This window comes from Devosia sp. A16 (assembly GCF_001402915.1).
Taxonomy (GTDB): Bacteria; Pseudomonadota; Alphaproteobacteria; order Rhizobiales; family Devosiaceae; genus Devosia_A.
Genome location: NZ_CP012945.1, coordinates 643,882 through 656,952, shown reverse-complemented (window position 1 = coordinate 656,952; position 13,071 = coordinate 643,882). Strand labels below are relative to the sequence as shown.

Sequence of the window (13,071 nt, the reverse complement as noted above, 5' to 3'; positions counted from 1 at the left end):
GAACGCCAGCCGAGGCTGGGACGCACCTTGGAGGAGGAATGACCATGACGCTGAAATCCGTAACCGCTGCCGGCCTCGCGGCGCTGACCGCCGCCGCGCTCACCGGCACCGCCGCCGCCGCGCCGAGCTGCGGCGCCGACCCGGTGGTGATGAACGCCTATTTCGAAACCGGCTTCCCGCTGCCGAGCAAGCTGGCCGAGGAGTTTACCAAGCAGTTCCCGAACGTGACCTTCGACATCAAGGAAGATCAGTTCGCCAACATGATGGAGAATTCGCCGCGCATCCTCAGCGAGGACAACGCGCCCGACCTCATCCGTCTGCCCTCGATGAGCGATCTCGTCGCCAACGAGCTGCTGGCCAATCTCGACGGCTACTTCACCGAATTCGGCTGGGACAAGTTCCCGCCCAGCCAGCTGATCCAGCTGCGCGTCGAAGAGGGCGGGCGGCCGCGCGGCGCCGGCTCGCTCTGGGCCATGGGCCTCAACTATTCGATGACCGGGGTGTTCTACAACAAGGAGCTGGCGGCCAAGATCGGCATGACCGAGCCGCCCAAGACGCTGGCCGAGCTCGATGCGCTGATGCAGAAGGCCAAGGATGCCGGGATCGTCCCCATCATGCAGTTCAACAAGGGCACCGGCGGACTCGCCTTCCCGCTGCAGGACCTGATGGGCTCGTACGGCCCGCCCGAGCCGATCAATGACTGGATCTTCCAGAAGGACGGCGCCACCATCAATACCGAGGCCAACCTCAAGGCGGCCGAGCATCTCGAGAACTGGGTGAAGTCGGGCTATTTCGCCGCCGACACCAATGCCATCGAGTACTTCCAGATGATGAGCCGGTTCACCGGCGGGGAAGGGCTCTTCATGTTCAACGGCGACTGGGAGTCGGGCAACCTCGACAAGAACTTTGCCGGCAAGTTCGGCTTCTTCCTGATGCCGCCGGTCGAGGCGGGTGGCCGGCATGCCGCCATGTCGGCGCCGCTCACCTTCGGCATCGGCGCCAAGGCGGCGCATAAGGATTGCGCGGCGTTCTTCCTCAACTGGGTGGCGACCAACGAGACCGCCCGCAAGATCAACGTCGAAGTCGGCGGCTCCAATCCCGGCGGCCCGGCCGACCTGCCCATTCCGGCCGTGACGCCCGGCTCGGTGACCGAGCAGACGCTCGCCGCCGGCAATGTGGTGGCCACCGATAACGGCGCGATGGACTTCATCGCCAACGCCACCGGTGCGATCTTCGCGGCGGGCTGGACGCCCGAACTGCAGAAGCTGGTCGGCGGCGTGCAAACCGGCAAGGGGCTGATCGAGGCGGTGCAGGCCGAATACGAAAAAGAACTGTCGCGCTGATCTTGACCACCAGGACCAACCAGATGGCCGGGGCAACTGCCCCGGCCCGTTCGCACGGCGGCATCGGCCGGCGCGCCAGCATCGCGGCGCTGCTGTTCGCGGCGCCGGCTTTCGTCATGTACGCGGCCTTCGTCCTCGTGCCGCTGGGCATGTCGGTGTTCTATTCGCTGCAGCGCTGGGACGGCATCGGCAAGATGCGGTTCGTCGGGCTCAACAACTACCTGATCGTCCTGACCGATGCCGACCTGCTGCAGGTGATCGGCAATGCGTTCCTGCTCGCCCTGTGGTTCACGCTGATCCCGGTGGTGCTGGGGCTGGCGGTGGCGGCGGCGATCCGCGAGCACCTGGGCGGGCCGTTCGGCACCGCGACGCGCACCATCCTGTTCCTGCCGCAGGTGATCCCGCTGGTCGCGGCCGGCATTGCCTGGAGCTGGATGTTCGCCAATACCGGGCTCGTCAACCAGGCGCTGCGCGGCCTCGGGCTCGAGGCGCTGGCGCGCGGCTGGCTGGGGGATTTCACCTTCGCGCTGCCGGCAGTGGGGATCATCGGCGCCTGGGTGCTCTTGGGGCTCTGCACCATGCTGCTGGTCACCGGCATCACCAAGATCGACCCCAGCCTCTATGAGGCGGCGCGGCTCGACGGCGCCGGCGCCTGGGACGAGTTCATCTACATCACGCTGCCGGGGCTGCGGCAGGAGCTCGGCGTTTGCGTCACCGTCACGGTGATCGCAGCGCTCGCCAGCTTCGACATCGTCTATATCGCCACCGGCGGCGGGCCGGGCATCCAGACCACGGTACCGGGGCTCGAGATCTACCGGCTGGCCTTCGCGCACCGGCAAGTCGGGCTCGCCTCGGCGCTCGCCATTTTCCTCATGGTGCTGGTGCTGGTCTGCGTGCTGCCGATCCAGTGGCTGACGCGGGTGCGGCGATGAAGGGTCTCGCACTCGATGCGGCCCTGGCGCGCCTGCTCATCATCGTCCTGATGGTGCTGACGCTGCTGCCGTTCCTCTCGATGTTCAGCGCCGCATTGGCGCCCTCGGGCAGCTATCCGCCCGGGCTCGCCTGGCCGGAAAATCCGCAATGGGTGAACTTCGCCAAGGCGTTCGAAGTGGCCGAGATGGATCAGCTGCTGCTCTCGAGCCTGTTGATCGTCGTCGGCACGGTGCCGCTCAGCGTGCTGTTCGCCACCATGGCCGGCTATGGCCTCGCCAAGTTCGACAAGGGGCGCGGGCGCTGGTTCTACCTGGTGTTCGTCCTGGGGCTGACGCTGCCGTTCGAGGCGGTGATCACGCCGCTCTACTACGAGATCAAGGCGCTGGGGCTGCTCAACACACGCTTTGCGATCATCCTGCCGCTGATCGGGCTCTACATGCCGTTCGGCGTCTACTGGATGCGTACGCATTTCGTGAACACGCCCAAGGAGCTGTCCGAAGCGGCCCAGATCGACGGGGCGAGCGAGTGGAAGCAGTTCTGGCTGGTGCATGTGCCGCTGGCGCGACCGGCCATCATGTCGCTCGCCATCCTGCAGTTCCTGTGGACCTGGAACCAGTTCCTGCTGCCCGTTGTCCTGGTGCAGGATCCGCTGCAACGCACGATGGCGGGCGCGCTGGGCGCGTTCCAGGGGCAATGGGGCACCGATATCCCGCTGCTCTGCGCCGGCGCCTTGCTGATCCTCGCGCCGACCATCGCCATTTTCCTGATCTTCCAGCGCCAGTTCGTGGCGGCGCTGCTGCAGGGGGCGGTGAAGGGCTGAGCGTGACTGTGCGCGAGCCTGTCGCTGCGGATCGCCTCGACGGTCGTGGCTTGCCCCCTCATCCGGCGCTACGCGCCACCTTCTCCCCGACGGGGAGAAGAATCCTGCGCCGCCGGTGATCACCACTTTTCCTCTCCCCGTCGGGGAGAGGGTGGACCGGCGAAGCCGAGACGGGTGAGGGGCAATGGGCACTGAGCTATCCCCTCCGCCGGGTCATTCCCGCGAAAGCGGGAACCTCTGTTTTCTCGCCTGCGACACGATCTCGGCGGGGGCGGTTTCCGCGCGTGGGGCGCTAAGTTGTGGCCGACGGGGCCGGATGATCGGCCGCCTGAGATCGCCTCGACGGTCGTGGCTTGCCCCCTCATCCGGCGCTACGCGCCACCTTCTCCCCGACGGGGAGAAGAATCCTGCGCCGCCGGTGATCACCACTTTTCCTCTCCCCGTCGGGGAGAGGGTGGACCGGCGAAGCCGGGACGGGTGAGGGGTGGTGGGCACTGAGCTATCCCCTCCGCGGGGTCATTCCCGCGAAAGCGGGGACCTCTGTTTTCTCGCCTGCGACATGATCTCAAACGAACCGGCAGCGTCACCGCTCCAGCACGTTGTCGCTGTCGCCCTCCACCAGTTCCATCGGCCAGACCCGGTGCACGGTGCCCTGCGGGTAGATCTCGGCATAGGCCGGCATCGAGGCGAGTAGCGATTCCCCCAGCGCGATGCCGAGGTCGCGCAGCGACATGCTGAAACAGGTGAGCGCCGGCGACAGGAAGCGGGAAAGCGGCGACTCGCGGAAGGCGATAACCGCCACGTTGCGGCCGGGGGCGAGCCCGGCGTCGCGCAGCCGCCGGTAGAAGCCGATCGCCATCAGTTCGTAGACCAGCACCGCCGCCGTCGGCATCTGCGGCATGCTGATCAGCTGGTGCGCCGCCTGGTAGCCGCCCTGTTCGGACGATGAGGTGTAGATGACGAGGCGCTGGTCGAATGCGATGCCATGTCGGGCCAGGGCGTCCTTGTAGGCCTGGAGGAAGATCACCCCCAGGTTGATGTCGCTGCCGGGCACCGCCACGGCGATGCGGCGATGGCCCTTGGCGACCAGCCGGTCCACCGCCCGATGCGCCACGCCCTCGAAATCGAGATCGATCCATGGGTGATCGCTCGGCGTGCCGGTCCGGCCCAGCGCGATGAACGGCACGCGCGTCTTGTTGAGCAGTTCGACGCGCGGGTCCTTGCGGTGCGTCGCCGAAATGATCAGCGCATCGACCAGCCGGCGCGCGATCATGCGGCGCAGGTACTGGGTCGGGTCCTCGTCGGTGGGGCAGGGGAGCACCACCAGGTCGAGGTGATGCCGGCTCAGCACCGTCTGGACGCCGTCGAACACGCCGAAGAAGAAGTTGTCGGGGTTGCCCGAGGTATCGGCGCCCGACTCCATCATGAAGCCGACGGCGTTGGTGGTGCCCTGGCGCAGGGTGCGCCCCGCCTGGTCGGGCACGTAGCCGAACTCGGCGGCCGCATCGAGCACCCGTCGGCGGGTCGCTTCATTGACGTCGGGACGTCCGTTCAAGGCGCGCGAGACCGTGCCGATCGAGATGTTCAGGTGCTCGGCGAGGCGGCGTATGCCCTTCATGGCATTGGCTTTCCTGGCGTTCCGGTGGGGGTCCGAAAACGTTTACGAAAACTCCTTGACACAGAAATGCGCGCGAATATAGCGTCGTAAACGTTTACGAGACCGCCGCAGACGCTGAGGGGCGCCGGGCGGTTTCCCTGGGGAGGGGCAGGCAAGTGTCATTTCGCGCCGTTCTGGCCGGGTGCGGAGCTATGTCGAAAGGCTGGCTCAAGGCCATTTCCGAGACGCCGGCGCTCCGCGAGCGCATCAGCATCGTCGGCCTCAACGACATCAACCCCGAAGCGGCCCATCGGCTGGCGGCCGAGTTCGGCCTCGGCAAGGCGGCGGTGGAGAGCGATCTCGATGCCCTGCTCAGCGGCACCCGCCCCGATCTGGTCTTCGACGTGGTCGTCCCCGGCGCCCGCCACGAGGTGGTGGCGACGGCGCTGCGGCACGGTTGCCACGTCCTCTCCGAAAAGCCGATGGCCGCCAGCCTGGACGAGGCCCGCGACCTCGTGGCGCGCGCCGCCCGGGCCGGCAAGGTGCATGCCGTGGTGCAGAACCGCCGCTTCAACGAGGGGGTGCGGCGGATCCGGGCGACGCTCGACAGCGGCGCGCTCGGTACGCTCAACGCACTCCATTGCGATTTCTTCGTCGGCGCGCATTTCGGCGGCTTTCGCGAGCAGATGCAGCATGTGCTGCTGCTCGACATGGCCATCCATACGCTGGATGCGGCGCGCTTCATCTCCGGCAAGCGGCCGCTGGCGGTCTACTGCCACGAGGCCAACCCGGCGAGCTCCTGGTATGCCGGCGGTTCGGTGGCGACCGCCATCTTCGAGCTCTCCGACGACGTGCTGTTCACCTATCGCGGCTCGTGGAGCGCGGAGGGCGCCAATACCAGCTGGGACTCCGCCTGGCGCATCGTCGGCTCGCGCGGCACCCTGCTGTGGGATGGCGAGCAGCGCTTCGAGGCCAATGTGGTCGCCGGCAGCGAGGGCTTCTTCCGGCCGCTCGAACCGCTGGCGGTGCTGCCGCCGGCCGATCCGGCCCAGACCCATGGCCACGCCAGCGTGCTGCTCGAGTTCATCGACGCCGTGGCCTCCGGCCGGGCGCCCGAGACGGTGAGCTCGGACAACCTCCACAGCCTCGCCATGGTGTTCGGCGCCATCGAGAGCGCCCGCACGCGCCAGCGCGTCGCCATTGCAACCTGAGGCCCCGTTCGTGAACGACCCCACCAAGTCTATCCGCATCGGCACCATGGTCAGCGCCACCGCCGGCACCGCCGCTCTGCGCATCGCAGAGTTGCGCGATCTCGGCTTCGAGAGCTTCGAGCCGTTCTTCTGGCAGACCACCAACGGGCAGGACCTGGGCGAACTGGGCAGGCGCTGCCGCGACGCCATCGGCGAGCGCGACATCACCATCTCGACCATCGGCATGTTCGGCAATCCGCTGGAAGACCAGGAGATGGACCGCCAGACGCTGCAGGGATGGAAGGACTGCATCGACAACGCCCGCCATTTCGGCGCGACGTGCGTCGCCGGCTTCACCGGCCGGGTGCGCGGCAAGCCGCTCACCGACAGCCTGCCGCAATACAGAAAGGTGTGGTCGGAACTGGCGAAACGCGCCGCCGACCAGGGCGTCCGCATCGCTTTCGAGAACTGCGCCATGGATGGCAACTGGCAGAGCGGCGACTGGAACATCGCGCACAACCCCGATGCCTGGGAGCTGATGTTCAACGAGACGCCCGACGACAATCTGGGGCTCGAGTGGGAGCCGTGCCACCAGCTGGTCTACCTGATCGATCCGCTGCCGCAGATCCGCAAGTGGGCGCACAAGTTCTTCCACGTGCACGGCAAGGACGCCACCGTCCGCTGGGAGGTGATCCGCGAGCACGGCATCTTCGGCAAGGAGAAGTTCGTGTTCATGCGCACGCCGGGGTTCGGCGACAGCAACTGGACCGACATCATTTCCGAGCTGCGGCTCGCCGGCTGGTCGGGCTCGATCGATATCGAAGGCTGGCACGACCCCGTCTACCGCAACGCGCTCGAAATGACCGGACAGGTGCGGGCGCTCGAATATCTCAAGCACAGCCGCGGCGGGGCGTTCGTGAATCTGACTGCGAACTACGAGGGAGGGGACCCGTCGCTGACGCAGTCCGACTGACGAGTGGTGCCGGCTCGAAATGGCGGCACATCAAGCGTGCGCGATGCACGACAGGGGAGGAGTAGGAGATGTCTGGTAGGTTCGTTAAGTCGATCGCAGCGGCCGTTCTCGCGACCGTTGCAATCTCGGCAGTCACATCGGCTCAGGCCGAGGCGTTGCGGGACAAGTGGTGTTCCGGCGTTTCGATCCGCTTCTTTGCCGGCGGCGCGGAAGGCGATGCCTTCGCCTCGATCGTCTATAACGGGGCCAAGCAGGCCGAGAAGGACCTCGGCGCCAAGGTGGACTACATCTTTTCGGGCTGGAGCGCAGAAAAGATGACCCAGCAGCTGCGTGAATCCATCGGCGCCAAGCCGGGCGGCATCGCGATGATGGGGCACCCGGGCAATGCCGCGATCATGCCGCTGGCCGAAGAGGCCTACAAAGCCGGCATCAAGATGATGTACCAGAACGTGCCGGTGGACGAAGTCACCGCCAAATTCGGCGGCGGCTATGTCGGTGCGCAACAGGGGCCGCAGGGCAGGGCGCTGGGCGAAGAAGCGATCCGGCGCTTCGGTCTCAAGTCGGGCGACGTCGCCATCGTGATGAGCGACTGGTCGCAGGTGGAGCGCGCCGAGCGCGAGCTGGGCACGCTCAAGGCCTTCGAGGATGCCGGGCTGAAGGTGGTGAAGCTGCAGAGCCCTGAAGGGCTCGGCACCGATCCCAATGTCGGCATTCCCGTCATCACCGCCGCCATCGCCGCCAACCCCGACGTCAAGCTCATCGCTTATCCGGGCGGGCAGCCGCTGGGGAATGCCGCGACCTACATGCAGGCGGCCGGCAAGCAGGCGGGCGACATCATCAATATCGGCTTCGATACCAGCCCGCAGATCATCGATGCGTTCAAGAACGGCTGGGTACAGTTGACCTCCGATCAGCAGCCCTTCCTGCAGGGTTACATGCCGATCCAGTCGCTGTGCCAGCAGGTGGTTTACGGGCTGGGCGCGGTCAATGTGGATACCGGCGCCGGGTTCGTGACACCCGACAATTACGAAGCAGTGGCGGCGCTGGCGATCGAAGGCCTGCGCTGAGCTCGATCTCTCCCAACTGGAGCCCGGCCATGTGCCGGGCTCTTTCTTCCGCAGCAGCGAGGGATCATGAGCAAGCGCATCATCGAGCTCAGCAATATCAAGAAGTCATACGGGCAGGTCTATGCCCTTGGTGGCGTCGACCTGCATGTCGACGAAGCCGAAGTGGTGGGGCTGGTCGGCGATAACGGGGCCGGCAAGTCGACGCTGATCAAGATCCTCGCCGGGGCGGTGCAACCGACCACCGGGGAAATCCTGGTGCGGGGCAAACCGGTCAGCGGCTGGAACGCCGCCAAATCGCGCGAGGCCGGCATCGAAACGGTGTTTCAGGATCGGGCGCTGGCGGTTCAGCAGACCATCACCTGGAACATCTTCATGGGCCGCGAGATCGTCGGTCCGCTCGGCTTCCTCAGGGTGAGCAAGCAACGCGAGGAAGCCTCGCGGCTGATGCGCGAGATCGGCTTCACCTCCAAGGTGTTCGGCCCGGACTCGATCGTGGGGCAACTGTCGGGCGGCGAGCGACAGGGCGTGGCCATCGCTCGCGCCATCTACAACCAGGCCGACCTGATCATCCTCGACGAGCCGACCACGGCGCTGTCGCTGACCGAGACGGCCAAGGTGTTTCACTTCGTCGAGCAGGCGCGGGCGGCGGGGCGCTCCATCCTGTTCATCGGCCACAATATCCACCACGTCTACGACATCTCGGATCGCTTCGTGGTGCTCGATCGCGGTCGCGTCGCAGCGCAACTGAGCAAGGCCGAACTCGGCTCGGCCGAGGCGCTGATCAAATTCATGGAAGAGCTTGCCCATCCCGCTCAGCTCGAGGCGGCGGCTCGACACGCGGGAGGCGTGGCATGACCGACAACCTCACCGAAAAGGCGATTTCGCCGATGAAGCTCGACGCCGATGCGGTGCGCCGTGTCGCGGACGGCAAGCATGCCGATGAGTCGCGCCTGCGCCGCTTCGTCATGGCCAATCGCCCGGCGCTCGGTTCGCTCCTGGTTTTCGTCCTGATGATCGCCATGTTCTTCATCGGCAATCCCGGGGTGTTCTCGCAATGGAGCATCTACCGGGCCGTGCTGATCGGGCTGCCGGTGGTGCTGTTCGTGGTGGTGCCGCTGGTCTATGTGGTGACGGTAGGCGAGATCGACCTTTCCTTCCCCGCTACCATCGGCATGTCCGGCTGGGCCTTCGCGCTGGTGGTGCAGGCCGGGTACGACCCGTTCATCGGGCTCGTCGCCGCCGTTGCCACCGGCCTGTTCATCGGGCTCTGCGTCGGCTGGCTGGTGGTCTATGCCAACCTCTCGTCGCTGATCGCGACGCTGGGCATGAACTTCATGCTGCGCGGGCTGATCCAGATCCAGACCGAGGGGCGTTCGATCGCCCTGGTGACGCTGCCGCAGAGCTGGGCCTACAAGATCTTCGCGGGCGAAGTGCTGGGCATTCCGCTGCAGGTGGTCTGGGTGCTGGCCTTCGTCGCGGTCTGCTCGCTGATCTACAATCGCCACCGCTTCGGCGTGCGCGTCCATATCGTGGGCGACAATCCCGATGCGGCGCAGCAGATGGGCATCGACGTGCGCCGGGTGCGGCTGCAGACCTTCGTGTTCGTCGGCCTGGGCGCCTCGCTCGCCGGGGTGTTCGCGGTGTTCATCAACTACACCTGGTGGCCGACTTCGGGCGACAGCTTCCTGTTGCCAGGCCTCGCCTCGGTGTTCGTCGGTGGCACTGCCCCCTGGGGCGGCATCGGCACGGTGATCGGCAGCGCCATCGGCGCCTTCACCGTGTCGTTCATCCAGACCGGCGTGGTCGGGGTAGGGCTCTCGGGCTTCTACGTGCAATTCTTCTACGGGCTGATCATCATCCTGTCGCTGCTCGGGCACCGGTGGAACCAGGTGCGGTATCGGTAGGCCGAGAGAGACCCCGTCAGGGGCCGGTGCGAGCCGACCCCCACCCCTGCCCTCTCCCCCCTGTCCTAAAAGGGGAGGGACACGCCAACGCGGGCGCCGGTGTTCTGGTCTCCGTGGGACGTCCCCGCGCACCGGCGGTTGGCGGCTACAGCCGCAACCCGTTGCTGTCGAAGCCCAGCGCCGCGCCGGGTTGCTGGTGGCTCTGGGCTCGGTGCTGCTCTCGACGCTGCTCGCCTCGATGACCGCCTTCGCCTTTGCCCATATCAAGTTCTTCGGCAGCCGCTTCCTGATGAACTACCTGATGCTGGGGCTGCTGTTTCCGTCGGCGACGGCCATCCTGCCGCTGTTCATCAAGATGCGCGACCTTGGGCTGCTCGACAGCCACCTGGGCATCATCATCGCGCAGGTAGCGTTCTCGATCTCGCTCTCGGTGCTGCTGTTCTACAACTTCTTCAAGGAGCTGCCCAAGGAACTGATCGATGCTGCCCGCATGGATAATTGCGGCTATATCCGGATCTACTGGTACGTCACGCTGCCGCTGTGCCTGCCGATCATCGCCACCGTCGGGGTGTTCAACTTCGTGGGCAGCTGGAACAGCTTCCTGTTGCCGCTGATCGTGCTCAACTCCGATGCCAAATACACCTGGCCGCTGGGGATCATGCAGTTCCAGGGCCAGTACGGTTCTGACTGGCCACGCATCCTCGCCTTCCTCACCCTGTCGATCCTGCCGGCCATCGCCTTCTTCCTCCTGGCGCAGCGCTACGTGATTTCGGGGCTGACCGGCGGGGCGGTAAAGGGCTGAAGGGGAGCGTGGGGCTCTAAACCGCCCGCTCTGTCCGTGATTGCCAGCGCTGGCGCAGCCGGTCGACCAGCATGGCGAGGCGGCCTTTGAGGGTGCGCGGACCCATCACCGAGGCGAGCCTGGTCGAGCGGGTAGCGAACTTTTCCTTGAAGGGTTCTTCGCCGCAGAGGAAATCCACGCCCTTGAGCCCCTGGTCGATCGACCACTGCACGTAATCCATCAGCAGCACCATGCCGGGCGAGCCGCGCTCGAACTTCGGATCGTAGCTAGTGAGGAAGGCCATCAGCGTATCGTCGTCGACGAAGTTGAGCGAGATGGCGATGATCGCGCCGTTGCATTCAAGCACGAAGATGCGCAACGCGCCGGCCTTGGCCAGCACCTCGACCAGCGCCGGCAGGGCAGGGGCGCCGGCATCGAACAGCGGCGAGACACGGCCGCTGTCGGCCAGCCACTGCCGCTTGAGCGCGGCGAGGCGGTCGAGCACCGGCGCCACCGGGGCGTCGGGCGGCAGCAGGCGGAACACCAGCTCGCCGCTTTCCTCCAGCGTCTTCACGCCGCGGCGATAGTTCTGCCGGGTCTTCTTGGATTGCTGGTCGAACCACTGCGCGCCCGCCGTCCAGTCTCCCACCACCTGCGAACAGGTTTCGGTGCGGTGGTTGGCGGCGAGGCGCAGGCCATCGGGCGCATCGAGCAGGGCGCGGAATTTCGCGTGCGGGCGCAGCCGGTTGAGGAAATAGAGATCGAACCCGCCGGCCGCCACCACCTCGTGCCAGAGCCGGGTCACCGCAGCGGCGGGACAGCGCGGATCGAGCAGGATATCGGGGTAGTCGGTGCAGTCATTGGCGGCCCATTCGAGAAAGCGCAGGCCTTTGCGCCGCTGGATGGCGAGCGGCAGGATGGCCAGCAGCTCGTCGCCGCGCCAGATCAGCCCGATGCGCAACTGCCGGCCATCGCGGCCCGGAACCGTGCGCCACCAGGCGGCGACCCAGGCATGCGTGTGGAACAGCAGGCCCGGCCCACGCCGCCACAGCGCGCTCCAGGCGGGCTCGATGGCGGCAAGGCGCGCCTCGCTGTCGACGAGCTCGAACCGCTCTTCGAGCAGCGCCTCGATCGGGGTATGCGCGTTCATGGCTGCGTCGGCTCCTTGGCGGGCGGGCGGCGGCGGCCGAGCCAGCCGGCGACATGGCCGGCCATTTTCCTCAGCGGCAACAGGTAGAGCCCGAACAGCGACTGGTAGTCGTCCTTGTCGCGGTCGAGCAGGCCGAACTTCATCTCCTCGTCCGGATCGGGGACGAAGGCGGTGCCGAACATGCGATCCCAGACCGACAGCAGCAGGCCGAAATTCTTGTCGTAGTGGCGCGGGTCGGCGCTGTGGTGCAGCTGGTGCCAGTGCGGCGACAGGATGTAGTTGTCGAGCGGCCCGAACGAAATCTTGTAGTGGGTGTGGCGGACGAAATCCATCATCAGCAGGTTGCGCATGGCATAGACATTGATGCCGAACACGGTGAGCTCGACCGGGTCGAGCGCGATGATGCTCCAGATGCCGAAGCAGATGCCGGGGATGACGCCATCCCACATGCGGTTCATCAGGTCATCGAGCGGGTGCACGCGGTCCTTGGTGATGCCCACCAGCACCTCGGCCGAGTGGTGCACCTTGTGCAGCTCCCACAGGAACGGGATTTTGTGCTGGGCGACATGGTAGAGGTAATACGAGATGTCGTAGGCGAGCAGCATCGAGAGAGTGAACAGCACCAGCACCCACCAGGGCGTCTGGCCCTCGAGCAGCGGACCGTGAATCTGGAACACGAAGCTGATCAACTGGTTGGTGCCGTAGCCAACCAGCGCCACGAAGACGATGCCGGCGGGGATCAGCAGCACCGGCATGATCAACCGCTTGGTGATGTAGAACATGAGGTCGGCGCGCGCCGAGGGGTGCATGATCACCTCCTTGGGCAGCGCGAAGCTGAAGAAATCGGCGAAGGACTTGTGCTCGACGGTGCGCCAGTAGGCGACGAGCGCGCTGATGAAAGCCGTGGCGAACAGGATCAGCAGCGTGATGCCGTTCTCGCCGGTCACGGCGTTGACCAGCTTGCCGGCGACAAGATCGACGAAGTCCGAAAGCATCGCGTCCTCGGGAGGATCTCAATATCTGGCCGGAAGATGCCAGAGCAGCGCGCCGGATGCCCGTTCGGAGTCGAATCGTCCTTAATGTATGGGCGCGGGGGGAGACGTTGCGCCGTGCTCGCTTGCCCACCGCGACCGCCTCATCCACGCCTCACGCGCGCGGGACGATCAGACGAACCTCGGGAGATGACGCGATCGCTTCCCTCCTTGAGGGTAGGGCTATCGCATATGGCTTTGGAGGGCACCTCTTGCCTTCTCCCCTTGTGGTCAGCGGACGAGGGCAAAGCCCTCGCCGCGAGGTGGCCGAAGGCCGGATGA

General features: G+C 66.1%; 12 protein-coding genes. 9 read left to right on the top strand and 3 right to left on the bottom strand.

All coding sequences use genetic code 11. The annotated features are described in order from the left end of the window. Positions 1 to 44 precede the first annotated feature (44 nt). The 3 genes from APS40_RS03260 to APS40_RS03250 are packed head-to-tail and all read left to right on the top strand — an operon-like array spanning position 45 to position 3,096. The gene (locus tag APS40_RS03260; protein ID WP_197279425.1) at positions 45 to 1,343 is read left to right on the top strand and encodes an ABC transporter substrate-binding protein; all 1,299 of its coding nucleotides are present in this window, start codon (positions 45 to 47) and stop codon (positions 1,341 to 1,343) included. Between the two features lie 23 nt (positions 1,344 to 1,366). Continuing rightward, the gene (locus tag APS40_RS03255; RefSeq protein ID WP_082434663.1) at positions 1,367 to 2,275 is read left to right on the top strand and encodes a carbohydrate ABC transporter permease; all 909 of its coding nucleotides are present in this window, start codon (positions 1,367 to 1,369) and stop codon (positions 2,273 to 2,275) included. Further along, positions 2,272 to 3,096, top strand: a complete 825-nt coding sequence (locus APS40_RS03250; protein ID WP_055045695.1) for a carbohydrate ABC transporter permease — start codon at positions 2,272 to 2,274, stop codon at positions 3,094 to 3,096. Before APS40_RS03255 ends, APS40_RS03250 begins: the two co-directional genes overlap by 4 nt. A gap of 583 nt (positions 3,097 to 3,679) precedes the next feature. Here APS40_RS03250 and APS40_RS03245 read toward each other — a convergent pair. Continuing rightward, a complete protein-coding gene (locus APS40_RS03245; protein WP_055045694.1) occupies positions 3,680 to 4,714 on the bottom strand; it encodes a LacI family DNA-binding transcriptional regulator in 1,035 nt (344 codons plus the stop codon). A gap of 155 nt (positions 4,715 to 4,869) precedes the next feature. On the opposite strand from APS40_RS03245, the gene APS40_RS03240 reads away from it, so the two are divergent. The 6 genes from APS40_RS03240 to APS40_RS03215 all read left to right on the top strand — a co-directional run bounded on the left by APS40_RS03240 (position 4,870) and on the right by APS40_RS03215 (position 10,629). Further along, on the top strand, positions 4,870 to 5,904 hold the full coding sequence (locus APS40_RS03240; RefSeq protein WP_082434162.1) for a Gfo/Idh/MocA family protein: 1,035 nt from the start codon (positions 4,870 to 4,872) through the stop codon (positions 5,902 to 5,904). 10 nt (positions 5,905 to 5,914) lie between these two features. Beyond that, positions 5,915 to 6,856, top strand: coding sequence for a sugar phosphate isomerase/epimerase family protein (locus tag APS40_RS03235; protein WP_055045692.1), 942 nt, complete (start codon positions 5,915 to 5,917; stop codon positions 6,854 to 6,856). A 68-nt stretch (positions 6,857 to 6,924) separates the two neighbouring features. Next, a complete protein-coding gene (locus APS40_RS03230; RefSeq protein WP_055045691.1) occupies positions 6,925 to 7,923 on the top strand; it encodes a substrate-binding domain-containing protein in 999 nt (332 codons plus the stop codon). A gap of 66 nt (positions 7,924 to 7,989) precedes the next feature. Further along, positions 7,990 to 8,778, top strand: a complete 789-nt coding sequence (locus tag APS40_RS03225) for an ATP-binding cassette domain-containing protein (protein ID WP_055045690.1) — start codon at positions 7,990 to 7,992, stop codon at positions 8,776 to 8,778. Then, the gene (locus APS40_RS03220) at positions 8,775 to 9,827 is read left to right on the top strand and encodes an ABC transporter permease (RefSeq protein ID WP_055045689.1); all 1,053 of its coding nucleotides are present in this window, start codon (positions 8,775 to 8,777) and stop codon (positions 9,825 to 9,827) included. Before APS40_RS03225 ends, APS40_RS03220 begins: the two co-directional genes overlap by 4 nt. Positions 9,828 to 10,023: 196 nt before the next feature. Then, positions 10,024 to 10,629 carry a carbohydrate ABC transporter permease gene (locus APS40_RS03215; protein WP_156342816.1) on the top strand — a complete coding sequence of 202 codons (606 nt, stop codon included), beginning with the start codon at positions 10,024 to 10,026 and terminating at the stop codon, positions 10,627 to 10,629. Positions 10,630 to 10,645: 16 nt separating this feature from the next. On the opposite strand, the gene APS40_RS03210 is transcribed toward APS40_RS03215, so the two are convergent. Together APS40_RS03210 and APS40_RS03205 are read right to left on the bottom strand one after the other, a co-directional pair. Continuing rightward, complete coding sequence (locus APS40_RS03210; protein ID WP_055045687.1) at positions 10,646 to 11,758, bottom strand: GNAT family N-acetyltransferase; 1,113 nt, start codon at positions 11,756 to 11,758, stop codon at positions 10,646 to 10,648. Then, positions 11,755 to 12,753 carry a sterol desaturase family protein gene (locus APS40_RS03205; RefSeq protein WP_055045686.1) on the bottom strand — a complete coding sequence of 333 codons (999 nt, stop codon included), beginning with the start codon at positions 12,751 to 12,753 and terminating at the stop codon, positions 11,755 to 11,757. The genes APS40_RS03210 and APS40_RS03205 overlap by 4 nt, the downstream gene beginning before the upstream one ends. Positions 12,754 to 13,071 lie beyond the last annotated feature (318 nt).